The 25589-nt window shown below is 72.6% G+C and carries 23 protein-coding genes; 8 read left to right on the top strand and 15 right to left on the bottom strand.

What is annotated here, in order from left to right:
- Positions 1–16: 16 nt before the first annotated feature.
- On the top strand, positions 17–1870 hold the full coding sequence (locus tag RI138_RS02120; protein WP_311118526.1) for a serine/threonine-protein kinase: 1854 nt from the start codon (positions 17–19) through the stop codon (positions 1868–1870).
- 163 nt (positions 1871–2033) lie between these two features.
- Here RI138_RS02120 and RI138_RS02115 read toward each other — a convergent pair whose 3' ends face one another.
- The 9 genes from RI138_RS02115 to RI138_RS02075 all read right to left on the bottom strand — a co-directional run bounded on the left by RI138_RS02115 (position 2034) and on the right by RI138_RS02075 (position 13444).
- The gene (locus RI138_RS02115) at positions 2034–2804 is read right to left on the bottom strand and encodes an FkbM family methyltransferase (protein ID WP_311118525.1); all 771 of its coding nucleotides are present in this window, start codon (positions 2802–2804) and stop codon (positions 2034–2036) included.
- Positions 2801–3019: a Trm112 family protein gene (locus RI138_RS02110; protein WP_311118524.1), complete on the bottom strand. Its 219-nt coding sequence runs from the start codon at positions 3017–3019 to the stop codon at positions 2801–2803. Before RI138_RS02110 ends, RI138_RS02115 begins: the two co-directional genes overlap by 4 nt.
- Positions 3020–3097: 78 nt before the next feature.
- Positions 3098–3994, bottom strand: a complete 897-nt coding sequence (locus RI138_RS02105; protein WP_096632114.1) for a hypothetical protein — start codon at positions 3992–3994, stop codon at positions 3098–3100.
- A 4-nt stretch (positions 3995–3998) separates the two neighbouring features.
- Positions 3999–4724: a class I SAM-dependent methyltransferase gene (locus tag RI138_RS02100; protein WP_311118523.1), complete on the bottom strand. Its 726-nt coding sequence runs from the start codon at positions 4722–4724 to the stop codon at positions 3999–4001.
- A complete protein-coding gene (locus RI138_RS02095; protein WP_311118522.1) occupies positions 4721–6049 on the bottom strand; it encodes a condensation protein in 1329 nt (442 codons plus the stop codon). Before RI138_RS02095 ends, RI138_RS02100 begins: the two co-directional genes overlap by 4 nt.
- The gene (locus RI138_RS02090) at positions 6049–10335 is read right to left on the bottom strand and encodes an alpha-(1->3)-arabinofuranosyltransferase domain-containing protein (RefSeq protein WP_311118521.1); all 4287 of its coding nucleotides are present in this window, start codon (positions 10333–10335) and stop codon (positions 6049–6051) included. The genes RI138_RS02095 and RI138_RS02090 overlap by 1 nt, the downstream gene beginning before the upstream one ends.
- Positions 10332–11051 carry a class I SAM-dependent methyltransferase gene (locus tag RI138_RS02085; RefSeq protein ID WP_311118520.1) on the bottom strand — a complete coding sequence of 240 codons (720 nt, stop codon included), beginning with the start codon at positions 11049–11051 and terminating at the stop codon, positions 10332–10334. Before RI138_RS02085 ends, RI138_RS02090 begins: the two co-directional genes overlap by 4 nt.
- Positions 11048–12217: a glycosyltransferase family 4 protein gene (locus tag RI138_RS02080; protein WP_311118519.1), complete on the bottom strand. Its 1170-nt coding sequence runs from the start codon at positions 12215–12217 to the stop codon at positions 11048–11050. Before RI138_RS02080 ends, RI138_RS02085 begins: the two co-directional genes overlap by 4 nt.
- Positions 12218–12460: 243 nt before the next feature.
- Positions 12461–13444: a DUF3068 domain-containing protein gene (locus RI138_RS02075; protein WP_311118518.1), complete on the bottom strand. Its 984-nt coding sequence runs from the start codon at positions 13442–13444 to the stop codon at positions 12461–12463.
- A gap of 184 nt (positions 13445–13628) precedes the next feature.
- Between RI138_RS02075 and RI138_RS02070 the strand changes: the two genes are divergently transcribed.
- Positions 13629–13781: a hypothetical protein gene (locus RI138_RS02070; RefSeq protein ID WP_179500155.1), complete on the top strand. Its 153-nt coding sequence runs from the start codon at positions 13629–13631 to the stop codon at positions 13779–13781.
- A complete protein-coding gene (locus RI138_RS02065) occupies positions 13778–14983 on the top strand; it encodes a helix-turn-helix domain-containing protein (RefSeq protein ID WP_311118517.1) in 1206 nt (401 codons plus the stop codon). The genes RI138_RS02070 and RI138_RS02065 overlap by 4 nt, the downstream gene beginning before the upstream one ends.
- A gap of 74 nt (positions 14984–15057) precedes the next feature.
- Here RI138_RS02065 and RI138_RS02060 read toward each other — a convergent pair whose 3' ends face one another.
- Genes RI138_RS02060 through RI138_RS02050 form a run of 3 tightly spaced genes read right to left on the bottom strand, consistent with a single transcriptional unit; the run spans position 15058 to position 18636 of the window.
- The gene (locus tag RI138_RS02060; protein WP_311118516.1) at positions 15058–15843 is read right to left on the bottom strand and encodes a 3-oxoacyl-ACP reductase; all 786 of its coding nucleotides are present in this window, start codon (positions 15841–15843) and stop codon (positions 15058–15060) included.
- A gap of 5 nt (positions 15844–15848) precedes the next feature.
- Positions 15849–17231 (bottom strand): aldehyde dehydrogenase family protein, encoded by a 1383-nt coding sequence (locus RI138_RS02055; protein ID WP_311118515.1) that lies wholly within the window; start codon positions 17229–17231, stop codon positions 15849–15851.
- Positions 17232–17271: 40 nt separating this feature from the next.
- Positions 17272–18636 (bottom strand): glutamine synthetase family protein, encoded by a 1365-nt coding sequence (locus tag RI138_RS02050; RefSeq protein ID WP_311118514.1) that lies wholly within the window; start codon positions 18634–18636, stop codon positions 17272–17274.
- 73 nt (positions 18637–18709) lie between these two features.
- Here RI138_RS02050 and RI138_RS02045 point away from each other — a divergent pair, with 73 nt between their 5' ends.
- From RI138_RS02045 to RI138_RS02035, 3 genes are all read left to right on the top strand, one after another.
- The gene (locus RI138_RS02045; protein WP_398862171.1) at positions 18710–19519 is read left to right on the top strand and encodes an FCD domain-containing protein; all 810 of its coding nucleotides are present in this window, start codon (positions 18710–18712) and stop codon (positions 19517–19519) included.
- 137 nt (positions 19520–19656) lie between these two features.
- Positions 19657–21135: an ethanolamine permease gene (eat, locus tag RI138_RS02040; protein WP_311118513.1), complete on the top strand. Its 1479-nt coding sequence runs from the start codon at positions 19657–19659 to the stop codon at positions 21133–21135.
- Positions 21136–21194: 59 nt separating this feature from the next.
- A complete protein-coding gene (locus RI138_RS02035) occupies positions 21195–21935 on the top strand; it encodes a gamma-glutamyl-gamma-aminobutyrate hydrolase family protein (protein WP_311118512.1) in 741 nt (246 codons plus the stop codon).
- A gap of 9 nt (positions 21936–21944) precedes the next feature.
- On the opposite strand, the gene RI138_RS02030 is transcribed toward RI138_RS02035, so the two are convergent.
- The 3 genes from RI138_RS02030 to RI138_RS02020 form a co-directional block, all read right to left on the bottom strand.
- On the bottom strand, positions 21945–22607 hold the full coding sequence (locus RI138_RS02030; RefSeq protein ID WP_311118511.1) for a hypothetical protein: 663 nt from the start codon (positions 22605–22607) through the stop codon (positions 21945–21947).
- A 93-nt stretch (positions 22608–22700) separates the two neighbouring features.
- Positions 22701–23282 carry a TerD family protein gene (locus RI138_RS02025; RefSeq protein ID WP_096628034.1) on the bottom strand — a complete coding sequence of 194 codons (582 nt, stop codon included), beginning with the start codon at positions 23280–23282 and terminating at the stop codon, positions 22701–22703.
- A gap of 77 nt (positions 23283–23359) precedes the next feature.
- Positions 23360–23935, bottom strand: coding sequence for a TerD family protein (locus tag RI138_RS02020; protein ID WP_096628035.1), 576 nt, complete (start codon positions 23933–23935; stop codon positions 23360–23362).
- Positions 23936–24120: 185 nt separating this feature from the next.
- Between RI138_RS02020 and RI138_RS02015 the strand changes: the two genes are divergently transcribed.
- Both RI138_RS02015 and RI138_RS02010 read left to right on the top strand, forming a co-directional pair.
- Positions 24121–24552 (top strand): BlaI/MecI/CopY family transcriptional regulator, encoded by a 432-nt coding sequence (locus RI138_RS02015; protein ID WP_311118510.1) that lies wholly within the window; start codon positions 24121–24123, stop codon positions 24550–24552.
- Positions 24553–24554: 2 nt separating this feature from the next.
- Entirely contained in the window at positions 24555–25487 is a 933-nt protein-coding gene (locus tag RI138_RS02010) for a M56 family metallopeptidase (RefSeq protein WP_096628038.1), read from the top strand.
- Positions 25488–25589 lie beyond the last annotated feature (102 nt).

Raw genomic sequence — 25589 nt, 5'->3', positions numbered from 1 at the left:
TCAGGGGGATGGTTCCGTGAGCAACACACCTTCGGCCGAGGCGTTTCAGCCGCTGAGGGACGACGACCCGGCGGTCGTCGGTGGATACCGGCTGGCCGCTGTGCTGGGCGCGGGCGGCATGGGCAAGGTGTACCTCTCGTACACGCCCGGCGGCCGTCCCCTCGCCCTGAAGGTGATCCGCGCCGAGTTCAGCGAGGACCCCGAGTTCCGGCGACGCTTCCAGCAGGAGGTACGGGCGGCCCAGCGCGTCCAGGGCCTGTACACCGCGCCCGTCATCGACTCGGACACGGAGGGCCCGCAGCCCTGGCTGGCCACCGCCTATGTGCCGGGACCCTCGCTCGCGCACGCCGTGTCCCGGCACGGCGGGCTGCCGCTGCGCAGCGTCCTGCTGCTGACGGTCGGCGTCGCCGAGGCCCTCGGCGTCATCCACGGCGCGGGCATCGTCCACCGCGACCTGAAGCCCGCCAACGTCCTCCTCGCCGCCGACGGCCCCCGTGTCATCGACTTCGGTATCGCCCGCGCCGCCGACAGCACCGCCCTCACCGGCACTGGTGTGAGCGTCGGCACCCCGGCGTTCATGTCCCCCGAGCAGGCGGCGGTCGGCACGGTCACCCCGGCCACCGACATCTTCGCCCTCGGCCAGATCGCGGCCTACGCGGCGATCGGCGCGCCCGCCTTCGGCGACGGGCCCTCGCACGCGGTGCTCTACCGGATCGTCCACGAGGACCCCGACCTCAGCAGGCTGCCCGAGGAGCTCCGGCCCCTGGTCAGCCGGTGCCTCAGCCGCGACCCGGCCGACCGCCCGGACCTGACCGAGGTCATCCGGCTGTGCCACGAGATCTCGCCCGAACCGCTGCGCCAGGGCGAGGACTGGCTGCCGCAGGCGGTCACCGGGTCGATCACGGAGCGCCTCCGGATGCCCGCCCCCGCACCGACGCCGCCCCCGCAGCCGACCGTCGCGCCCACCCCCACCGAGTTCTCCCCGGGGAACCCTCCGACCCCGCCGCCGGGAGGGGCCCACTACACCCCGACCGGTTACGCGGTGGCCGCCGCGCCGACGCAGACCGGGCCGGCGGCGCCGGGAGTACCCCCCGCTCCGGGAGCGCCCGGCCCCTGGTCGCAGCACACCCAGCCCCAGGGGTACGCCACACCCCAGGGGCACGCCACCCCGCCGCCGCACCACACATCCGGCTTCCAGCAGCCAGGGTTCCAGCAGCCCGGGTTCCAACAGTCGGGGTTCCAGCCTCAGGCCCCTCGCCCCAAGCGACGGACGGGCCTGATCGTCGCCGCGTCCGTCGTCGGCGCGCTGGTCGTCCTCGGAGTCATCGGCGCGCTGCTGCCGGACGACGAGAAGTCCGGCAAGGCGGACGACAAGGCAGGGTCGTCCTCCTCCAGCGGAAGCGCGAGCGACAGCGGTTCCACGGACAAGTCCCAGGACAAGCCGGTCGATCCCGAGCCCGTCTCCTACGAGGGCATCGACCTGACGGCGAGTTACGAGCTGATGCTCGCCGACAACCCGCCGCGGCCGACGGCGAACGCGGGCAGCCGTGTCATCTACGGCGACGCGGACTTCTACTACTACCGGGACTCCCTCTTCGGCGACGAGCAGGTGGGCAGCGCCAACGGCAAGCTGGTCGTGCTGAAGAACACGCAGAGGGGCTCGTTGGAGGTCTGCCGCAACGAGACCCGCTACACCGAAAAGATCGGCCTCGACCAGCTCTCGTCCGGTTCGCAGGTCTGTGTGCTCAGCGACGCCGGGCACATCGCCGTGGTGACCTACCGAGGCAAGTCGGGTGCCGACGACCCCAGCCGCTACATCAGCATCGACCTGACGGTCTGGCGCAACGCCGAGGAGCCGAAGCAGAACTGACGACACGCCACTTGGTCCCGGCCGACCGGCTGAGCACCCGCTGCGACCAGTCCAGCGACGGGCCGATCGCGCCCGCTGTACCTCTGACAGTCCTCCGTGGCGGCCCGCTCGGCTCTCCGGCCCGCTCGGCCCTCCGGCCGGGGACGCGTGGGGACCGCGCCGCTCAGGCCGCCCCCGGACTCCGCCCGTCCGGCAGGAACAGGACCGAGTTGATGTACCGCTCCCGGCGCGGTGCGAAGGCCCGGTGCAGCAGGCCCCGGTGCACGAGGTGCTCGGTCCGGCTCTGATGGGCCACCAGGTCGAACCCGTCGAGCGGGACCCAGTCGCGGTCGGCGAGGAGCCAGCCCGTGTACCCCTGGCCGGTCAGCGTGCCGACCACCGGCTCGATCGGGCCGAGCCGGCTCTCCAGCTCGATCAGCAGCGCCGGACGTTCACGGCGCAGCAGCTCCGCCGCGCCCAGCAGCGCGGCCGCCTCCCCGCCGTCCACGTCCATCTTCACGAAGCCGACCCCGCGCAGCCCCAGGCTGTCGACGGTGATCGACGGTACCTCCAGGCAGTGGGCGTGGATGTCACGGCGGGCCAGCGACGAGACCCCCCGGTCGCCCCGGTCGCCCTCCGGGAACCACAGCTGCGCCGTGCCCGCCCTGTCCGTCGCCGCGCCCTGGACCACCCGGACGTTCGACGGCAGCGTCCGCCGCAGATGCTCGGCCAGATGCGGCACGGGCTCCACGGTGACCACCTCCGCGCAGCGCGCGGCGAGCCGCCGGGACCAGGGGCCGTACCAGCCCCCGATATCGAGGGCGACGCTGCCCGGCGGGCAGAAGTCCGCGAGCCGCCGGAGCTCGGGCTCGAAGCGCGGATACAGGGCGACGGCGGCGGAGCCCACCAGGCGCCCGGGCAGTCTGGCCGCCACCGCCGCGGCGAGTGTGCTCACGTGGCCGAGGCCTTCAGCGAGGTCAGGAACCGCTCGTGGTCGTCGGCATCGACCCTTCTGCCCGAGGAGGGCAGAAGCTGCGGTATGCCGTCCACGATCGGGTAACTCAGATGCAGCCGCGGGTTGTAGAGCGCCTCCTCCTCCGGAAGCAGGGCCAGCGGCCCCTTGTCGAGCGGGCAGGCCAGGATGGCCAGCAGCGGGTCGTCGGGACGCATCAGCGGCTCCTCGGTGTCGTCGGGGTGAATGGGTGAAAGGGTGAAGTGGCGAAGGGCGAGGGGGAACGGACGGGCGGGTCAGGACGGTGAGGCGGCGGGCGGCGGATCGTGGCGCGGCATGGCCAGCAGGACGGTCAGGGCCAGCGCCGTCCCAGCCACCCGCAGGGTCAGCAGCAGCGGGTCGTCGGGCAGGCTCTCGCCGAACGCCAGCGTCCCGAGGACCGCGGTGAACAGGCACGTCACCGTCGTGCACACCGGCACGATCAGCGAGGCCCGGCAGCGTTGCAGCGCCGCCTGCGACATCACCAGACCGGCGACCGCGGTGAACAGCAGCAGATACGGGTAGGGCGAGCCCAGCAGCGACAGCGCCGCCTCACCGAGATCGGTGCTGGTCAAACGGCTGGACGTGCCCTTGATCGCCAGGGAGCTGACCCCGTAGAGCAGCCCGACCGCCACCCCGTATCCGATGCCGCTGGTCGGGACCCGGTGCCGCTTGGCCGCCCGGCTCTCCACCCGTACGTAGAGCCAGACGCCCGCCGCGAGCGCCGGGACGCAGACCAGGAGCACCAGCATCCACGGGGCCCCGCCGCTCACCACGTCCTCGCCCTCGCGCACCGAGGCGACGACCATCAGCAGTGCGAGCAGGACCCCGCCCAGCGCATAGCGTTCGCGCCCCGACGACTCCTCGCCGAGCACCGCAGAGGACAGCAGCAGGAGCAGCACCAGACCCGAGACGAAGATGCCCTGGGCGGCCGCGATCGGCAGCGCGCGATACACGATCAGCTGGGCCCCGAACCCGGCCGCCAGCGCCAGCGCACCGACCGTCCACAGCGGGCTGGTGAGCAGCACCCGGACCACGTGCAGCGGCCGGCCGGCGGAGAGCGGGGGCAGCGAGCCGAGCGCCCGCTTCTCCACCACGAACCCCACGCTGTACAGCGCGTTGGCCACCAGCGCCGCCCCGACACCCCACCACATCGCGCTACCTGCGCCGCGCGTGGGCCAGCAGGATGGAGGCCGCCCCGGGCACCGAACACGCCGCCCGGTCCAGTAGCCGCAGCGGACGCGGCACCCCGTGGAAGGGCGCACCGGTGATCCGTACGTCCTCGAAACCGGACGCCGTCAGGAACGAGCGCAGGGCGCGGGCGGTGTACAGCCGCAGATGGCCGACCACCTCGGAGCCCGGGCGGCCGTGGATCCCGCGCAGGCTGACCTCCGAGAACACCGGCTGCACCCCGGCCAGCAGCAGTGCCCGGTTGTACCAGGCGGCCAGGTTCGGGGTGGACAGCATCAGATGGCCGCCGGGCCGCAGCACCCGCCGCAGCTCGTCCATCGCCTGGTCCGGGTCGACCAGATGCTCCAGGATCTCGCTGAACAGCACGGCGTCCGCGCACCCGTCGGCCAGCGGCAGCCCGCCGTGCTCCAGTTCGCCGCGGACCACGAGGCCCATCCGGGGCCTGGCCCTGCGCAGCGCGTCCTGCGACCAGTCGACGCCGATCAGCCGGTGCCCTGCGAGGATCGGGGCCGCCGTGGCCGCCGCCGTACCGTCGCCGCACCCCACGTCGACGATCACCTGGCCCGGCGCGTCCAGGGCGTTGGCCAGCAGGCGCGCCTGCCGTCTGCTGCGCCCGTCGCCCGAGGCGACGGGGACGGCCGGGTTCTCGTAGAAGTCCCGCAGCCCGGGCGGGGGAGGAGCGGTGCTGGTCATACGGCCTCCGAGGATGTCGCGGCCAGATGGCGGGTGAACAGGTCCAGCAGCCGTACGCCGTCCTCGTCGCCCAACAAGGTGCGCGACCAGCGCAGTGCCAGATGCAGCCGGCCGCCCGTGGACGCCGTCGTGAAGGTCAGCCCCCGGGGCATCCGGGCGGGAGCTGAGAACCAGACGGCCGTCGCCCGGCCCGCGTCACCGAAGTCCAACGGGTACGGAATCCGGCCGATGTTGCTCAGCAGGGTCGTCGAGGTCCACGGACCGGCCACCACCCGCAGCCCCCGGGTGAGGGCGGCACGGGTCGCGACGGGCAGCAGCGGAGCGGTCAACAGGGATGCGGCCCGGCCCAGTTGGGGACGCGTCTGCGCCTTGAGTACCCGGGTCCGCTCGGCCGTCGTCCGCAGCAGAGCCGCCACGTCCGCCCCGGACGCCACCTCGGACGCGCTGAAGGGGACCTCCACCAGCCGGGTGCCGTTCCCGATCGGCATCTCGGGACCCCGGTTGCGGTCGTCGACCGGCATGGTGATCCGCAGCGGCCGCCGGTCGGCCCCCGGCGCGCCCTGCGCCCGGTTCCAGTCGGCGACCGTCAGGGCGGTGGCCACCATCAGCTGGTCGTTCACCGTGTAGGGCGCGCCCGACTCCCGCCGCGGAACCGGGAGTTCGGCCAGGAGCTGCGCGTTGCCCGGCACCGGTGCGGGGCCCGGCGAGCCCGGCGCCACCTGGGCGGGCCGGGCCACCACCGGGGCCCGGGAGTGCCGGGGCGGCGGCGCGGACGGCGGGCGGGCCGGAGCGGGCGGCGGCGGTGTGGGACACGCGCCGTAGATCTCCGCGGCCGTCCCCGCCAGCCGCAGACACGCCGGGCCGTCGAGAGCGGTGTGGTGCACGGTGAACAGCAGCACACAGCCCTCCCGGTCCGGCTCCCGGACCACTTCGAGCCGCAGCGGCGGCGAGGCCGTCAGCGCCGGGGCCCGCTCCAGCGCCCCGGCCCGCGCCCGCTCCAGTGCCCCGGGAGCGCACGGCGGGAAGGAGACCGGGTCCGTGTCCGGGCTCTCGGTCAGCTCCCACTCGTAACGCCGGGCGAACAGGCCCCGGGGCCGCTCCCGCATCAGTGCCCGGGGGTGCCGGGCGAGCGAGCCGGCGAACGCGGAGCGCAGCCGCTCCTCGTCGACCAGGCCCGGCAGCTGGATCTCGATGAGCACCGTGCTCGGCTCGGCGTCCTGCGCACAGTGCCGGGCCACCTCGTCGACGACCGGGAACGGCACCCGGGCGAGCCTCCCGGGCGGCTGCCCGCCGCCCGGGACCCGCTGGTGCTGCGTGGTCGCCATCAGGTGTCCCCTCCCTTCGCCGGGTGCTTGCCGTCGGCGGACAGCGTCCGGCCCGAGTGCGGTGCGGGCTGCGCCGGAAGCTGGAGCGTCTGCCCGTCCCCGGCGGCCGGGTCCGGCTCACCCCCGCCCCGGCCGACCCGGACCGCCCGCCTGCCGAGCGGCTCCCGGCCCACCGTGACCAGTGCGGCGAACAACCCGATCAGGGCGAGCAGTTGAGCGGTGGCACCGAACGCACCCGCGCCCATTGCCGTACTCTCCCCGGTGCCCACCGCCGCGACGATCCCCGCGGCGGCCATCGCCGTGAACGCGACCGGAACGAGCAGCCTCGGCCGGAAGTGCGCGAGCACGGCGAGGAGCGGAACAGCCACGGCGAGGGGACCCGCGATCACCACCCCCACCAGGGTGAGGGCGACCGTGCCCAGGACCAGCCCCGGCCCTGGCGGGACCGGCTGTTCCTCGGCCTCGTACGGTCCGGAGCCCCGGCGCGGTACGAAAGCGAGCGCCACGAGCGCCAGGAACAGCACGCCCGCACCGATCAGACCCGCCCGGTAGATCTCGGCCGGTTCGTACTCCAGGGTGACCGTGCCGCCCTCGCCCTCGGGCACCAGCCAGGCCTGCTGCCAGCCGTCGATCCGCAGCGGCGTCAGCTCCTTGCCGTCCAGGGTGGCCTTCCAGCCCTTGTTGTGGTTCTCGTGGATCTGGAGGTACGAGGCCTCGCCCGCACCGACGGAGACCGTGCGCCGGTCGCCTTCGCCCTGCTCGACATCCACCTTCCGCGGTGCCGCCGCCGCGGCCTCGGTGCTTCCGTTGCTCAGGGTGACGTCGGTGATGGCCAGCGGGCCCGCGTCGCCCGCCTGGACCGTGGTGGACGAGGCGGCCAGCTCCACCTTGCTGTCCTCCGTGCACAGCGAGACCTGGATGGGCCGGCGCTGGGTCAGATCCCGCACCCGCCCCTCGGCCCGGGTCTCCAGATACGTACCGCCGACGGAGAGGACCGGACCCCTGCCGCACGGGAGGCTGAACTCCTGATCCGGCTTCGGCTGCGGCGAACGGAACTCCTCCAGCGCCGGGATGTAGACCTCGCTCAGCCCGACCGGCAGCTGCAACTGGCCGTCGGCCACCGGGTTGTGCACGGTCAGCCGCGCCTGGCGCGAGATGGTGATGTCCATCCTGTCGGTGTTGACGGGCGAGAAGCGGGCCATCCCGTTCTCGTCCACCGACGCCACCGCCGTACCGTCCGGCGAACTGATCTGCACCTGCTCGGGCCGGGTGGACAGCCCCCCGGCCGCCGCGAAGACGATCTCGCCGACCGGCCTCTTCTCCGGCCAGGTCAGATGCAGTACGGGGCGTTCGCCCGCGATCCACGCCGTGGTCAGATCACCGTCGGTCAGGTTGCGGGGGCTGAGGTTCGTACCGAGCCGGGCCGTGGAGTCGGCACTCACCTCGATCTTGTCCCGCTCCCCGGTCAGCTCGAACAGCAGCTTGTCGAGCGCCTCGCCGGGCACCGGCAGCGCGCTCGCCGAGACCGTGTACTCGCCCGCCTCCTGTGCGGTGAACTGCCGGCTCAGCCCGACCTCGGCGGCCACGGACGACAGGCCGCCCGGGTCACTGCCCCGCCGCAGCGAGAACATCGTCGAGTCCGCACCCTCGCGCGGCGCGTCGTTCGGCAGCTCCAGCATCCGGGTCACCTGTACGCCGGGGATGGCGATGTCGGTGAACCCGGCGCCGCTGAGTCCGGGGCGCCCCTGCTGGGACTCCAGGATCGTCACCTTCAGCCAGGACGCCTGCCCGGCGGGAGCGGCCACCTGCTGCGCCGAACCGTCCGGCCGCAGCGGGCTGTCCTTGAAGCCCTGGTCGGTCTGCACCCGGATCACGGTCGCCGCGGCCCGCATGTTCCCGCTGGGCAGCGGAGTCACCTGGAGGGAGCTCGGCAGCTCCGTCGGGGTGGCGAAGTCGACCCGCACCCACTCACCCTCGGGGGAGCCGGGGGACCCCTCCGCCCAGCCGGTCTCCGGATTGCCGTCGAACGCGTTGACCGGGTCGTACTGCGGCAGATGGAACAGCCAGTTGCCCACCGACGACGCACTGACCGACTTCGCGCCCCGGAGTACCGCCGTCGTCTGGTGCTTCGCCCCGGAGGTCGGCAGGATCTGCCGGGGTTCGCGGCCCGGATCCTGCACCGCGTCCACGGCGTTGCGCTCATCGGCGGTGTACGTGTACGAGGTGTTGGAGTTGACCAGACCGAACCGGGTGTCGGCGCGGCGCAGCCCGTCGCCCGCCGCGTACAACGACGGCCGTCCCAGGCCCGGGTGCGCGTCACCGGCCAGCACGGCCGGCCGGCCGTCCAGCGCACCGGTCGCCGACAGCGGCAGCAGCGACTCGGGGCCGCCGCTCACCACGGCCGTCGAGGCGACCGGGGTCGCTTCCGCCCGTCCCGGACGCTCGGTCCCGGCGGGCGGCCGGTAGATCTCCACCGCCTGCTGCCGCGGATACAGGCCCTCGATCTGCACGGGGGTGTCCGCCGCGATCCGGCCGCCGGTCATCACCGGCCCGTAGCCCTTCACCCGCCGGTAGCCGGACGCCTCCAGGGTGCGCTTGACCGTAGTGGTGGGGACGTACCCCAACTGGTCGGGGTCCAGGTCGTTGCGGACCACCACATAGTGCAGCCCGGCCCGGTTCAGGTACCCGCTGAGCCCGGGAACCTCGCCCCCGGAGGTCAGCGCCTGCTCGACGGCGTCCATCGCCCGCCGGTTGCCGGGCGTGCCGAAGGGGACGTAATCCCGTTGCGCATAGGGCGAGTTCGCCAGGACGTCCAGCGGCTGGTCGATGGGGGAGCCCCAGGTGTAGATGCCGTGCGCGGTCGCCGGGACGACCAGGGCGCGGTCATGGGGCGAATTGTCCTTGAGCCAACCGCCGGTCTTCTTCCAGTAGTCGGGCAGCTCCTTGAACGAACCTGGTTGCAGGATCGAACCGTTGACGTACGGCCAGGCCAGGCCGGGCAGCACGATCACGGCGGCGATCACCGGCGCGAGGCGGCGCATCCGGGCCGGGTCGCGGTCCCGGCGGGCGGCCGCCAGAGCGGCGACGGCGGTGATGTGCGCCAGGCCCAGGGCCAGCGCCAGCGCCAGACCCGTCTGGAACTTGTAGATGTTCCGGAAGGGCACCAGCCAGGTGTCCAGCCAGTCCTGTACGGTTCCGTGGAACAGCCCGCCCAGCGCACCGCCGTACCCGGCGAGCGTGACGAGCGCGACGGTCAGGACGGTCAGCACCAGCCAGCGGCGTTCGGGCAGATCCCGTCGGGCAAGACCCGCGAGTCCCAGGGCGGCGGCGAGCGCCGAGCACAGGACGGTGAGGGTCGCGGTCGCGACGGTCCACCCGGCCGGGAGCCAGGCCTCGCCGAAGTTGAGATAGCCCACCCAGTTGCCGGCGCCGCGCAGCGCTTCGGTCGCCGACATGGTGGTCGTGGTGGTGTACGAGGACTCCACGTACGGCATGAAGTTCTCGCCGAAGGTCCCCAGCAGCAGCAGCGGAACGATCCACCAGGCGGTCGCCATGACCACGCCCGGTATCCACCAGGCGAGCAGTGCGCGCTTGCGCGGTCCGGGGGGCCGGGACAGCAGATACAGCCCGACCGGCAGCAGCGAGGCCAGCGTGGAGGCGGCGTTGACCCCGCCCATCAGCGGGATCAGCAGCGCGGACCGGGCCGCCGCGATCCTCGGCGCCAGGCGCGGGTCCGTCAGCGGCAGCAGCACCCACGGCAGCAGGGCGCCCGGCAGCGCGGCCGCGGACGTCGAACCCACGACGATGGTGTACGTCGGCCACAGCGCGTAGACGACGGCGCCCAGCAGCCGGGTGGCCGAGGAGCCCACCCGCAGCCGCTCCGCCAGCCGCAGCGCACCCCAGAAGGCGGTCGCCACGATCAGCGAAAGCCACAGCCGCTCCGCGAGCCAGGTGGGCACCTTCAGCAGGTCGGCGGCCCCGTAGTACGGCAGCATCGGGACGAGATAGCCGATGTACTGGTCGGCGATCCCGCCGAACCCGGCCCGGCTGTGCCACAGCTCGCCCAGGTCACCGAGGAACCGGCGGGGGGCCGTGACGACGCCGAGTTTGGTGTCGAACGTCATCCGCCCGGGCGACACCGCCAGGAACGCCAGGAAGACGACGGCCCAGAACCCCAGGAGCCAGCGCCGCGACCGCGGCTGCGGCAGGCCGTCGGCAGGGGCGGAGGGCTCGGGACCCGGGCCGTCCGGGGCGGCGGGCCGGGGTGGGTGGACAGCGCTGGTCATGAACACCGCCGGAGGATGAGAAGGAGGTTCCAGGTGGCGAACTCCCGCAGTACGGGGATCCGCGGCACGAGCTGGGGAAGGACGGGCCAGTAGCGCGAGCGTGCGGAGACGACGGACACATCGGTACGGGCCCGGACATGGCGCAGCGTCTCGCCGACGCCGATCCGGAAGAGGTTCTCGCCGAGCCGGTGCTTGGCGGGGGAGCCGGTGCGCCGCTCGTAGCGGCCACGGGCACGCTCGGCGCCGAGATAGTGCCAGGGAGCCCACTCATGGCCGCCCCAGGGGGAGAGCCAGTTGGTGAACGACACGTAGATCAGCCCGCCGGGACGTGTCACCCGCGCCATCTCGCTGAGAAAGGTGTGCGGATCGGCGACGTGCTCCAGCACATTGGAGGAGAAGCAGACGTCGGCCGCGCCGTCGGCGAGCGGCAGCAGATAGCCGTCGGCGACGACGGTGTCCGCGCGCTGCCCGGGGCCGAGCTCCGAGGCGTCCGGCTCGAAGAGATAGCCGTGCGCACCGCGCCGCCGGAACTCCCGGGTGAAGTAGCCGTCGCCGCCGCCGATGTCCACGACGACCTTGCCCCGGAGCGGACCGTGCCGCTCCACCTGGTCCGCCGCATCGCGGGCCAGCAGGGTGTACGCCGTCGCCGGGTCGCCCTGTTCCCGCAGGAAGGCGCGGAACAGGGCGGCCGAGCGCCGGAAGGAAGGGTCTTTCACGCGCTCGCACCGATCGCCGGGGCGCTCGCGCCGCTGGTCGCCTCGGCGGCGACCGCCATGAACTGGCGCACGCTGGAGGTCCACCGGAACGCGGCCGCGCGTTCCCGGGCCGCCTTCCCCATCGCCTCGCGCCGCTCGTCGTCCAGCGCCAGCGCGCACCAGGCCGCGGCGAAGGAGGACGCGCCCCGGGCCAGGATGCCGGTGACCCCGTCCTCGACGGAGTCGCGCAGCCCCGGCACGTCGAAGCCCAGCGTCGGGGTGGAGCGCGCACCGGCCTCCGTGACGACCAGCCCCCACCCCTCCACGGCCGCCGGATGCAGCAGCATCCACGCGGCGCAGAGCAGCCGGTGCTTCTCGGCCTCGGTGACATGACCGGCGAACTCCACCCCCGGTCCGGCCAGCCGTTCCAGCCGGGCGCGCTCGGGGCCGTCGCCCACGATGACGAGACGGCCGCCGGTGACCGGCCGGACCCGCTCCCACAGCTGGAGCAGCAGGTCGATGCGCTTGTAGTCGACGAGTCGGCCCAGCGCCAGGAAGAGCGGGGTCCCGGACCGGTCGCTCTGCGGGCTCGGCTCCTCGACACCGTTGTGCACCACCCGTATCCGCCGGTCGGGCACGCCCAGCTCGCGCAGGGCGCCCGCCGTGGACGGGGACACGGCGATCATCAGGTGGTCGCGGTAGGCGCGGGACAGCGCCCAGTGCTCCAGCCGCCGCCCGGCACGGGCCACCGGCGTGGGGAAACGCATGTCCCACAGATCGGTGTGCACATGGTTGACGAGGCATACGGTGGGCCCGCGATGCCACAGGGGGGCCAGATACGGCATGCCGTTGCAGACCTCGACCAGCAGATCGCAGTCGCCGACCTGCCTGGCGAACGCGGAACGCGCACCGAGGTAGTGACCCAGCGTGCTGCCCGCCGAGACGACCCGGTAGGGCCTGCGGGCGGCCTGGCCGCCGCACAGGAGCGTCACGTCATGGCCCTCCTCGGTGAGGCCCAGGGCAAGCCGGTCGATCAGCAGCTCGGAGCCGCCGGCGGCCGGATTGCCCAGGTCGCGGTGGGCGAGGAACACGATGCGTCTGGGAGCGGCCGGGACCCTGGAGGACGTCGGGCCCTGACCCTGGCGCGTGGCTGCGTCGAGCAGTGGGGGAGGTACGTGCTGGGGCATGGGCGCTCCAACTCGGCTCTGGGTGCGGGGACTCGGGGATGAGCGGTACGAGGGGGGAGGGGAACCGCGGGAAGAGGGGAGAAGCGGGAGGGGCGAACCGGAAAGGGCGGGGAAAGAAGGGGTGGTGAACGCGAACGACGGAACGGAAGGGCGAGACCGGGGGGCCGTGCTCTGGTGGGGATAGACAGTTTTCGGCACGGGTTACCGCCCGGCTACTCACCGGCGCAACAACTTGCGAGTAACTCAGGTGTGCATACTCGTCATCATGTGAGTGCTCGGGGCCTCCGGCTCCGTCCGCCGCCCCCGCACGACGAGGACGACCCCCGCCGCCGTGAGTACGCCCCCGAGCCCGGCCGCCCCGATCGGCACGGTCTCACCGAGCATCGCCAGCCGGTCGCTGTCCGCCGAGGCGAGCGCGACCTGCTTCTCCTGGGTCTCCTTGGTGAACTCCACCCGCTTGCTCTCCAGCAGCACCACGGCGTCCCTCTTCGAGCCCGGTGCGCGCAGCGTCTTCTTCGGCCCGATCGCCGCGTTGATGATGCGGCCGGTGCGCCGGTCCACGACCAGCTCGATGCCGCTGTTGGAATACCACTCCTCGGCCAGCACCTGGGACGTCTTCTTCCGGCCCACGAGCACGCCGGGCACCTGGCGCACCCCGGTCCTGGTGGGCTCGACCCGGCCCTTGAAGAGGTAGCCCGAGTAGCCCTGGACCTCCTGCTCACCCGCGTAGGAGAGCCGCACCACCCCGCCGAGGGTGCTGTCCCACCAGCGGTAGGCGCGCTTCTCGACGTCGAAGGGAAACTTCAGGTACGCCTCCCCGTCGAATGTCGGGGACTCCTCGCAGCAGTGCACCGGCTCGTTCGTCGTCCGGTCGGTCACCCAGCGTTCCAGCGTCCACTGGAGGGCGTCGCGGGGATCGGCGGCGGGCAGCGTCCCGTCGTGGTCCACGGAGGTGGACACATCCCAGACGGCGTTGCCGCTCTTCTCGCTGTCGGCCACGTCCCCGCGCACCTGCCGGGTGATCGTGATCGTCTCGCCGTCGACCGTCTCCACCTCGCCGGTGTCGAAAAAGCTGCCGGTCCCGGTGAAGACGGTGGTGGTGTCGATGTCGATCGGGGTGCGCTTGGCCTGCGGCTGGACGTACCAGACGAGCAGCGGCGCGAGCACGAGCAGGAAGACCCCCGCCCCCAGCAGGACGAGCGAGAGGGGTGAAGTATTGCGGCGCATCCGGGCACTCCTGGGTCGAATCTCTTCGCGGAGGTGCACGGGCCCCGGGCCGGTCAGCCCTTGATTGGCGTGAACAGTAGGCAAGGCCTTGACGAGATGTCAATGACCTGTCGACACTGTGTGCCAGCCGGAGGGGCCCGGCTCACGGGGTGGGGATCGTCTCCAGCAAGGAGCTGACCCGACTATGCGCAGACTCATCGCCGCTCTTGTCACCGCCCTGGCGGCCGCGGCGCTCGCCGTAGGTGCGGCGGTCGGTGTCGTGGCACTGCTCGACGCCACCCCCGACCAGCCCAATACACCGCTGATCAGCTACGACACCGCACCGGCCGCCCCATGACGCGCACGGCCTGGCAGGAGGTGCCCCGGCCGAAACTGGACCGGTTCGCCGCCATCGCCCTGTCCGAGGCCCCGGAACTCGCGCAGACGATCCTGCACGCGATCCGCCGGGACTACCCCTATCTCCACCTGGTCGAGGACGAGTCCGGCGAGCCCCTGGCCCTGGTCGGCATCCGCCGCGCCATCGAGGGCTTCGTCCACAACCTCACCTCCGGTGCGCACCCCCGGGTGCCGCCGGAGATGTTCCAGGAGTTCGGGCGGGGCGAAGGGCTTGAGGGCCGCAGCCTCGACTCGCTCCAGGCCATCTACCGCCTCGGCGTGAGGCTCACCTGGCGCAGGTTCGCCGAGATCGGACAGCAGATCGACATCGCCGCACCCGCCATGTACGAGCTCGCCGAATCGGGATTCGAGTATCTGGACGGACTCGTGGAACAGTCGGTACGGGGCTACGCCGAGGCGGCGGCCCGGCGCGCCAGCGAACGCCTCCGCCTCCAGCGCCAGCTGATCGAGATGCTGCTCATGGAGCACCGGGCCGAATCGACCCGGACCCTGGCCGAGCGGGCCGCCCGGATCGGCTGGGAGCTTCCCGAGACGATCGCGGTGGGCGTCCTCATCCGCCCCGCCCGGGAAGCGGTGGCCCCGGCGGTCGGCCAGGGCATCCTGCTGGACATGGAGAGCGAGCAGCCGCGCATCGTCATCCCGGACCCGGACACGGCGGGCCGCGCGGAGACCCTGCGACGGGCCACGGCCGGCTGGTCCGGGGCGATCGGACCGCCGGTCCCGCTGGCGTCCGCGGCGACGTCCTTGCGCTGGGCGGAGACGGCGGTCCAGCTGATCAAGAAGGACCTGCTGCCGCAGGGCGAGGTGCTGTACTGCACCGAGCGCACGGAGGAGCTGGTGCTGCTGCCTGCCCAGGAGCTGACCGACGCGTCCGCCCGCCGCTGCCTCGCCCCGCTGGACGGCCTCAGTCCGACCCAGACCCGGCGCCTGGCCGAGACCCTGCTCGCCTGGATCGAGACCTCCGGCGGCGCACCCGAGGTGGCCACCCGGCTCGGCATCCACCCCCAGACGGCCCGCTACCGGCTCCGGCAGATCCGTGAGCTGTGGGGCGACGCGATCGACGAACCGGACCAGCGCTTCGAGATGCTCCTCGTGCTCCGCTCCCAGCGGCTGCGGGGCGATCTGGCACCCGTCCAGGGCTGAGACCGCAACCGCCGCGGCCCCCGCGCCCGGGGCCGCGGGCGCCCCCGTGTGCCCGCGGGGGCTCGGGCCCGGGCTCAGACCGGGGTGACGTACGCCCCGGCGATCCCCCCGTCGACCAGGAAGTCCGTGGCGTTCACGAACGAGGAGTCGTCGCTCGCCAGGAAGGCGACGGCGGCGGCGATCTCGGTCGGCTCGGCGAACCGGCCCACCGGAATGTGTACAAGACGCCGCGCGGCCCGCTCCGGGTCCTTGGCGAACAGCTCCTGGAGCAGCGGGGTGTTGACCGGCCCCGGGCAGAGCGCGTTGACGCGGATGCCGTCGCGCGCGAACTGCACCCCCAGCTCGCGCGACATCGCCAGCACCCCGCCCTTGGACGCGGTGTAGGAGATCTGCGAGGTGGCCGCGCCCATCCGGGCCACGAACGAGGCCGTGTTGATGATGGAACCCCTGCCCTGGGCCCGCATGTAGGGGATGGCCGCCTTGCAGCAGAGGTAGACGGAGGTCAGGTTGACCTCCTGCACCCGCCGCCAGGCCGCAAGACCGGTCTCCAGGATCGAGTCGTCCTCCGGCGGGGAGATCCCCGCGTTGTTGAACGCGATGTCCACCGAGCCGTAGGTGTCGAACGCCGCCTTGAACAGGGCGTCCACCTGCTCGGCGTCGGTGACGTCCGTACGGACGAAGAGCCCGGCGGCCTCCTCGGCGGCGGCCTTGCCGCGCTCCTCGTCCACATCGGCGCAGACGACATGGGCGCCCTCGGCGGCCAGTCGCCGCACGGTGGCCAGTCCGATGCCGCTGCCGGCTCCGGTGACGACGGCGGTGCGGCCGACCAGGCGGCGGCAGACAGAAGACGTGTCGGTCATGGTGCTCAGGCCTCCGTGCTGATGAAGACGTTCTTGGTTTCGGTGAAGGCGGCCAGGGCGTCGGGGCCGAGCTCACGGCCCAGACCCGACTGCTTGAAACCGCCGAAGGGGGTCGAATAGCGCACGCTGGAGTGCGAGTTGACGGACAGGTTGCCCGCCCGCAGACCCTGGCCGACGCGGAGCGCGCGGCCGACGTCCCGGGTCCAGACCGAGCCCGCCAGCCCGTAGTCGGTCGCGTTGGCGAGGCGCACGGCGTCCTGTTCGTCCTCGAACGGCAGGACCACCGCGACCGGCCCGAAGACCTCCTCGACGGCCACCGGCGCATCGGGCGAGACCCCGGCCAGGACGGTCGGCGGATACCAGAACCCGGGCCCCTCGGGCGCCTTGCCGAGGAAGGTACGTACGCCGTCGGCGCCCCGGCCGCCGTCGACGAACCCCGCCACCCGGTCCCGCTGGACGGCCGAGATCAGCGGGCCCATCTGGGTCCTCTCGTCGGCCGGGTCGCCCACCACGACGGCGGCCACGGCGGGGACGAGCAGGTCGAGGAAGCGGTCGTACACGGACCGCTCGACCAGGATGCGGGTGCGGGCACAGCAGTCCTGGCCCGCGTTGTCCAGGAAGGACAGAGGGGCGGCGGCCGCCGCGGCCGCCACGTCGGCGTCCGCGAAGACGAGGTTGGGACTCTTGCCGCCCAGCTCCAGGGTGAGCCGCTTCACGCGCTCGGCGCACCGGGTCATGATGTGCTTCCCGGTCCGGGTGGAGCCGGTGAAGACGATCTTCGCGACGCCGGGGTGCTCGACCAGGGCGCTCCCTGCCACCGGTCCCTCGCCGGGCAGCACCTGGAAGAGACCCTCGGGAAGGCCTGCCTCCAGGGCGAGTTCGGCCAGCCGGAGAGCGGTCAGCGGGGTCGTCTCGGCGGGCTTGAGGAGGACGGCGTTGCCCGCGGCGAGCGCCGGGGCCAGCCCCCAGGCGGCGATCGGCATCGGGAAGTTCCACGGGGCGATCACACCGATGACACCGAGCGGCTCCAGGACCGTGAAGTCGATGCCACCCGCCACCGGGATCTGCCGGCCGAGCAGCCGCTCCGCCCCGCCCGCGCTGTAGTCGAGGAGATCGCGGACGTTGCCCGCCTCCCAGCGGGCGTTGCCGATGGTGTGGCCCGCCTCGCGGACCTCCAACCGGGCCAGTTCCTCGATGTGTTCGTCGACGACGGCGGCGAAGCGGCGCAGCAGCCGGGCCCGGTCGGCGGGCGCTGCGGCCGCCCAGGGGTGCTGGGCCGCGGCGGCGCGGGTGACGGCCGCGTCCACGTCGGCGGCGGAGGCGGCGGGGACGGTGGCGACGAGCTCGGCGGTCGCCGGGTTGAGGACATCCAGGGTGGGCTGGGACACGTACGGACCTCGATCGGGAGTGGTCGTGGTGACGGGCGGGTCAGAGGCGTTCGAAGGAGCGGCGCAGCTCCCAGTCGGTCACCGCCGCGTCGTACGCGGCGAGCTCGACGCGGGCCATGTTGAGGTAGTGCGCCACGACCTCCTCGCCGAACGCCTCCTTGGCGATGGGGCTGGCCTCCCACAGCTCGGCCGCTTCGCGCAGGGTCGTCGGCACCTGGTCGTAGTCCCCGGTGTACGCGTTGCCCGTGCAGGCCTCGGGGAGCGGCAGCCGGTGCTGGACCCCGTACAGGCCGGCGGCGACCAGTCCGGCCACCGCGAGGTGCGGGTTGACGTCGCCGCCGGGCAGCCGGTTCTCGAAGCGCGTCGAGCGCCCGTGGCCGACGACCCGCAGGGCGCAGGTGCGGTTGTCGACGCCCCAGGCGACGGCGGTGGGAGCGAAGGAGCCGGGCTGGAAGCGTTTGTAGGAGTTGATGTTGGGCGCGTAGAGGAGGGAGAAGTCCCGCAGGGCGGCCAACTGACCGGCCAGGAAGTGGCGCATCAGCTCCGACATGCCGTCCGGACCGTCCCCCGCCATCGCGTTCTCGCCGTTCCCGTCGGTGAGCGAGAGGTGGATGTGGCAGGAGTTGCCCTCACGCTCGTCGTACTTGGCCATGAAGGTCAGCGACACGCCCTCCTGGGCCGCGATCTCCTTGGCGCCCGTCTTGTAGACGGCGTGCTGGTCGCAGGTGGTCAGCGCCTCGTCGTAACGGAAGACGATCTCGTGCTGGCCCGGATTGCACTCGCCCTTGGCGGACTCGACGGTCAGCCCGGCCTCCTGCATCTCGTTGCGGATGCGGCGCAGCAGCGGCTCGATGCGGCCGGTGCCGAGGATCGAGTAGTCGATGTTGTACTGGTTGGCCGGGGTGAGTCCGCGGTAGTCGCGGTCCCAGGCCTCCTCGTAGCTGTCCCGGAAGACGATGAACTCCAGCTCCGTGCCGACCTGCGCCGTGTAGCCGAGCTCCGCCAGCCGGTCGAGCTGGCGGCGCAGGATCTGGCGCGGCGCGGCCACGACCGGGCTGCCGTCGTGCCAGGCCAGATCCGCGATCAGCAGGGCCGTGCCCTCGTGCCAGGGGACGGGGCGCAGGGTGGCGGCGTCCGGGACCATGCCGAAGTCGCCGTAGCCGTTCTCCCACGAGGACATCGCATAGCCGTCGACGGTCCGCATCTCGGTGTCCACTGCCAGCAGGTAGTTGCAGCCCTCGGTACCGTGCTCCAGCACCTCGTCCAGGAAGAACCCGGCCGCGAACCGCTTCCCCTGGAGCCGTCCCTGCATGTCCGGGAAGGCCAGCACCACGGTGTCTATCGACCCGTCCGCGACGCGTGAGCGGAGCTCGTCGACGCCGAGCGGGGGTGTGCGGTCTGCCACGGGATGCCTCCTTGGGTGAACCGGGAGCCATAAGGTATGACAGAGAACCATTGCTTGGGAAGGGGATTCGTCAGTGGTCACCAGAAGGAGAAGCGACGGCACCCGTCCGGCGGTCGAGGAGGGCGCTCCCGGTGCCGGCGGAGCGGTGGCGGGCGGGGGAGCGGCCAAGGGCGGCTCCGGCCCGCTGGCCTCCGTCCTGCGGCCCGTGCGCGCGGGCAACGGCTTCGAGGAGACCCTTGAGCAGGTCCTGCAACTGCTCCGCCTCGGCCTCGTCCCGCCCGGCGGCCGGCTGCCCGCCGAGCGCGAACTCGCCCAGCACCTGGGTGTCAGCCGGGTGACCCTGCGCGAGGTGCTCAAGGTCCTCCAGGACCAGGGCATGGTGGAGAGCCGGCGCGGCCGCTACGGCGGGACGTTCGTCCTGCCGCGCACCAGTGGCGCCGACGGCAGCGACGAACTGCGGCGCCGGGTGGCGGCCGTCGACGTGGAGGACACCCTGCGCTTCCGCGAGGTCCTGGAGACCGGGGCCGCCGGGCTCTGCGCCGACGGCCTCGCGGCGGACGGGGTAGCCCGGCTGCGGGCGGCCCTGGAAGCCACCCAGGGCGCCCGGCTGGACGACTACCGCCGTCAGGACACCCTGCTCCACCTCACCCTCGCCGAGCTCTCCGGCTCCCGCACCCTCGCCGCCCAGTACGCCTCCGTCCGGGCGACCCTCAACGAACTGCTCGACTGCATCCCCCTGCTGGTGCGCAACCTGGAGCACTCCCAGCAGCAGCACGCGGCCGTCGTCGAGGCGGTGCTCGACCGGGACGCGGAGGCGGCCCGCGAGATGATGCGCGAGCACTGCGGCGGTACGGCGGCGCTGCTGCGCGGCTTCCTGGCCTGAGACCCGGGAAGCGAATCCGTAACCGCTCTTTAACGCACGCCCCTTGCCATGCGTCCCGATGTTCCACAAAGGTGTGCCGACGAACCTTTGATCGACGCAGTTCCACCGGTGAAGTCGACACACATCTGGAGCACCTGATGGCTCAGGAAACCGAAACACCCGCAGGTCCACCCGGCGACGCGAGTACGGGAACGGCCGACGCCTCCGGCACCACCGCGTATCTCCACCGCCGGACCCTGCGCCGGGGCAGCGCCGGGTGGCTGCTGCTGACCGGGCTCGGCGTCGCCTATGTCGTCTCCGGCGACTTCTCCGGCTGGAACATCGGCCTCTCCAAGGGAGGCTTCGGCGGACTCGCCGTCGCCACACTCCTCATGGGCGTCATGTACGCCTGCCTCGTCTTCGCCCTGGCCGAACTCTCCGCCATCCTCCCCACGGCGGGCGGCGGTTACGGATTCGCCCGGCGCGCGCTCGGCACCTGGGGCGGCTTCCTCACCGGCACGGCCATCCTCATCGAGTACATCCTCGCCCCGGCCGCCATCTCCCTCTTCATCGGCGACTACGTCGAGTCGCTCGGCCTGTTCGGGCTCACCTCCGGCTGGCCCGTCTACCTCGCCTGTTTCGCGATCTTCATCGGCATCCACCTCTGGGGCGTCGGCGAGGCACTGCGCTTCAGCCTGGTGGTGACCGCCATCGCGGTGGCGGCCCTCCTCATCTTCGCCGTCGGCGCGTTCACCGAGTTCGACGCGGGACGCCTCAACGACATCCCGGCGGACGCCTCCGCCTTCGGCTCCTCCTCGTGGCTGCCGTACGGACTCCTCGGCATCTGGGCCGCCTTCCCCTTCGGCATGTGGTTCTTCCTCGGCGTGGAGGGCGTGCCGCTCGCGGCCGAGGAGGCCAAGGACCCGGTCCGCTCGATGCCGAAGGCTCTGGCCATCTCGCTCGCCGTGCTGGTCTTCCTCGCCCTCATCACCTTCGTCTCCGCCACCGGCGCCCAGGGCGCCAACGCCATCAAGGAGGCCGGGAACCCGCTGGTGGTCGCGCTCCAGGGCAGCGGCGAGCCGACCGTCCTGAGCCGCTTTGTCAACTACGCGGGCCTCGCGGGCCTGGTCGCCTCCTTCTTCTCCCTGATCTTCGCGGGCTCCCGTCAGCTGTTCGCCCTCTCCCGGGCGGGCTACCTCCCCCGCTTCCTCTCCCTGACCAACCACCGCAAGTCCCCCTACCTCGGGCTGCTGATCCCCGGAGTCATCGGGTTCACGCTCGCCGCCTGGAGCGGCAACGGCGGCCGGATGCTGAACGTCGCCGTCTTCGGCGCCACCATCAGCTACGCCCTCATGGCCCTCTCCCATATCGTGCTGCGCCGCCGCGAACCGGACCTGCCGCGCCCCTACCGCACCCCCGGCGGCGCCCGCACCTCCTCGGTCGCCTTCGTTCTGGCATGCTCGGCGCTGGTGGCGACCTTCCTGGTGGACCGCGACGCGGCCTTCATCGCGCTCGGTGTGTACGCGGTGGCGCTCGCCTACTTCGCCTTCTACAGCCGCCACCGCCTGGTCGCCGGAGCCCCGGAGGAGGAGTTCGCCGCCCTCGCGGCGGCCGAGGCGGAACTCGCCCGCCACTGAACCCGTCCGCACCCTTGCGGCCGTCGACGCGATCCCCCCGACCCGAAGGAGTACGTTCCATGTCCCGGCCCGTCATCGGCATCAGCACCTACCAGGACCCGGCCCGCTGGGGTGTGTGGGAGATGCCCGCGGTGCTGCTGCCCGCCGCTTATCCGCGCCTCGTCCGGGCGGCGGGCGGCCTCGCGGTCCTGCTCCCGCCCGATGACGCGGCGGACGCGGCCCGGGAGACCGTCGCGGCCCTGGACGGACTGGTCATCGCGGGCGGCGCGGACGTCGAACCGGCCCGTTACGGTGCGGCCCCCGACCCCCGTACCGGCCCCCCGGCCCGCGAACGCGACGCCTGGGAACTGGCCCTGATCGGGGCCGCGATCGAGCAGCGGGTCCCGCTGCTCGGCATCTGCCGCGGTATGCAGCTGCTGAACGTCGCCCGCGGCGGCACCCTGCACCAGCACCTCGACGACCACACCGGCGGCCCCGGCGTCTTCGGCCGCCACCCGGTGACCCCGGTACCCGGTACGGCGTACGCGGACGCCGTACCGGAGACGGCCGTGGTGCCCGCGTACCACCACCAGGCGGTCGACCGCCTGGGCGCGGGCCTGACTCCCTCCGCCCACGCCCCGGACGGAACGGTGGAGGCCCTGGAGCTCCCCGGCCACGAAAGCCTGGTGCTCGGCGTCCAGTGGCACCCGGAGATGGGCGAGGACACCCGGGTCATGACGGCCCTGGTCGAGGCGGCCCGCCGTAGCTCGCGCACACCGGGTGGCGGAGCACCCGCCGATGTGGCGGTCGCCGTCTCCTGACGCGACTGGTCAGCGGCGGGTGTCGGGGAGGTACGGGGAGGGGGCCGCCTCGGTCAACTTCCCGACGAGGAACGGCCGGATGCCCTTGTCCCGCAGGGCGTCCAGCCAGGCTTCGCGGGCACGGTCCAGGGCGTCCGCCCGGACGGGAGCGGCCGACGGCCCGTCCGCAGACTGCCTCGCCGCCGTGCGGTAGAGGGCGACGATGCTGATCAGGGACGCGGCCGCCGCGACCGAAAGGCTGATCCAGCCGACGCCGACGAGGGTGCCGGACAGCGCGGGCAGGCTCTCGGCGAAGCGCAGCGCGTAACCGAGGAGCAGGAACGTGGCCGCGGCGACGGCGGCGAGCACCGGCGTCAGCACCCCGAGCACCGCCAGCACCCCGGCCCCCGGCCGCTCCTGGTCACCCGGCCCGGACAGCGGCGCCGCCCTGACGCCGTGCCGGGCGCCCAGGGCCTCCTGCCGCAGGACCGCGTAACGGCGGTACTCGGTGTCCGCGGCGGCAGCCGTGCGTGGGGCGGCCTCCAGGGCCAGGGTGCGAAGCCGGCCGACGGGCACTCCTGACCGTTCGAGCAGCCGCTGGATCTCGGGACCGTTGATGACCTCGTCGAGCGCGCTCGTGTAGTCGGATCTGTCCTCGTCCTCGAAGTCCCCGGACCGGGAAGGCCTGCGCATACTGTCCCTCAGTCGATACATCGATACGTCGCTGTACAGCGGTGCGCCGGCCCGGTGGCTGCCCTCCGGGCCGGCGCGGTGAAGCCGGTGGAACTACAGGTGCTGTGCAACCGCGGGCATGAGGTCCTGGAACGTGCGCCCGTCCGCCGCCGCTCCGATGGCGGTCATCTGCCAGCCCGCGCCCGCCCGCTGGACCTTGGCCATGATCTGCGCGGTGTGCCGTCCGCCCCCGGTCAGGGTGTAGCGGGCCAGCTCCTGCCCGTTGCTCTCGTCGACCAGCCGGCAGAAGGCGGCCTCGACCTCCTCGAAGGTCTGGCCGGTGAACGAGTTCACCGTGAAGACGATCTGGTCCACATGGGCGGGCACACGCCGCAGGTCGACGACGATGGACTCGTCGTCGCCGCCCTCGCCCGCCCCGCCCACCCGGTTGTCCCCGGTGTGCTGGACCGAACCGTCATCGCTGGTCAGGTGCTGGAAGAAGACCACGTCCTGCGGCTGACCGCCCGCGAAGAGCACCGCCGAGGCGTCCAGATCGATGTCGCGGGCGGTCAGCCGGGCCAGGAACCCCTTGCGGGGAGCGGACTTCCAGCCCAGACCCATCCGCACGACGCCGAGTTCGCCGCCGCCGGACTTGGTGAGACTGACCTGCTGGCCCTTGGTGAGGTTGATCGTCATGGTTCCGCCTTCGGTACCTGGTGCTGATGCCTGTGTTGCTGGACTTCGTGTGGTGTGCGTGTCCGGAGCCCGGCGGCTCAGAGACTGACCCCGAAGTCGGCGACGATGCCGCTGAGCCCGGAGGCGTAACCCTGCCCGACCGCACGGAACTTCCACTCCGCGCCGTGCCGGTACAGCTCGCCGAAGACCATGGCGGTCTCGGTGGAGGCGTCCTCGCTCAGGTCGTAGCGGGCGATCTCCGCGCCGCCCGCCTGGTTCACCACGCGGATGTAGGCGTTGCGGACCTGGCCGAAGCTCTGCCCGCGGCCCTCCGCCTCGTGGATGGAGACCGGGAACACGATCTTCGCGACGGTCGCGGGCACCGCGGAGAGGTCGACCTTGACGATCTCGTCGTCGCCCTCGCCCTCACCGGTGAGGTTGTCCCCGGTGTGCTCGACCGAGCCGTCGGGGCTCTTCAGGTTGTTGTAGAAGATGAAGTGCTCGTTCGACAGGACCTTGCCGGCCTCGTCGCAGAGCAGCGCGCTCGCGTCCAGGTCGTAGTCCGTGCCGGTCGTGGTGCGGACGTCCCAGCCGAGACCGACGAGGATCGCGGTCAGACCGGGGGCTTCCTTGCTCAGCGAGACATTTCCGCCCTTGGCCAGACTCACGCCCATGATGTTCTCCCTTGTACGGTGACGGGTGGTCAAATCTACAGCACTGTAGATTTGCCGTGCCGGAAGACGGACGATTCCCGCCGCTCCCGGCCGGTGGCCGCTCCTCCCGGTGGCTGGATACGATTTCCCGATGCCCGGCCGGTGAACGGCCGGAACCGGGCCGGACGGAAACAGGGGGTCGGGCCGTGGAAGCCGAAGGAGCCGGTGGCGAGCGGGAAGTGCCTGTCCGCAGACGGGGCCAGGGCGAGCTGGAGGCCCAGGTGCTGTCGGTGCTGGGCGAGGCCAGCGAGCCGGTGAACGCGGCCTGGGTGCTGGAACGGCTCGGCGGCGGCCTGTCGTACAGCACGGTCATCACCATCCTCACCCGGCTGCACGCCAAGCAGGCGGTCACCCGCACCGGGCCCAAACGCCCCGTCCTGTGGCAGCCCGTGGCGAACGAGGCGGGCCTCGCCGCGCTGCGCATGCGCCGACTGCTCGACAAGCAGAGCGACCGCGACGCGGTGCTCTCCAGCTTCGTCTCCGTCCTGTCCTCCCACGACGAGGAGCTGCTGCGGTCCCTGCTCGCCGAGAGCGGTCCCGGCCACCCCCACGCGCCCACGGACCGGCCGGAGCGCTGACGATGGGTGTCTTCGTCTTCCTGCCTCTCGTTCTCCCGCTGACCGCCCTGCCGATCGCGCGGCTCGCCGAACAGCACCTCCACCCCCGCAGGGCCGCGCGGCTGCTGGCCACCGCCGCCGTGATCCTCGCCTCTTGCAGCCTGGTCTGCCTCGGGCTGCTGGTGGTCGTCGGCACGGCCCAGCTGCCCGGCAATCCGCTGCCCGACGGCTGGTCCGACGACGAGGTCCGCGACGCCGTGCCCCACGACGCGTTCGCGGGCAAGGCCGCCATCGTCGCGCTCGTCGCCGTGGCCGTGTCCTGCGGTTTCACCGTCCACCGCCACTACCTCTTCCGGGCCCGGGCGCACCGGGCGCTGGCAGGTCTGCCGGGCGGCGACCTCGCCGTGCTCCCCGATGACGTGCCGTACGCCTACGCGCTTCCCGGTTCCCCGGGTCGGGTGCTGGTCTCCACCGCGATGCTCGCCTCCCTGGAGCCGGCGGAGCGCCGGGCGCTGTTCGCCCACGAGCAGGCCCACCTGGCGGGGCGTCACCACCGGCTGCTGCTCGCGACCCGGCTGGCTGGATGCGTCAACCCCCTCCTGCGGCCCCTGATCGCGGCCCTGGTCTACAGCACGGAGCGCTGGGCGGACGAGGAGGCGGCCCGGGTCACGGGCGACCGCAGGCTGACCGCTCGCGCGGTCGGCAAGGCGGCTCTCGTCTCCCGTCCGGCCCCCGGCCGCCCGGCCTTCGCCGCGTTCGCCGCGACGGGACCGGTGCCCCGCCGGGTGGCCGCGCTACTCGGTCCCGTGCCGCCGGACCGGGGATGGCCGCCCGCCCTCACCCCGGCCGGGGCCGCCGCGTTCGTCGCCGCGGCCGGGACGACCGTCTCGGCACTGTCGGCGCTCAACGCGGCCGTGGCGCTGTTCCTCGTCCTGGAAGCGGCGACACCTCTCTAAGGGCTGTCCCGCGATCCCTGGCGGGCGCGCAACGACAGCTACGGCACCTTGCCGCGTTGTCGCAACGTCCGCATACATCCAGTATGCGGGCGTCCCTCCGCC

This window comes from Streptomyces durocortorensis, assembly GCF_031760065.1.
Taxonomy (GTDB): domain Bacteria; phylum Actinomycetota; class Actinomycetes; order Streptomycetales; family Streptomycetaceae; genus Streptomyces.
The sequence above is the reverse complement of the archived record's forward strand: the minus strand, read 5'-3'. Positions and strand labels throughout refer to the sequence as shown.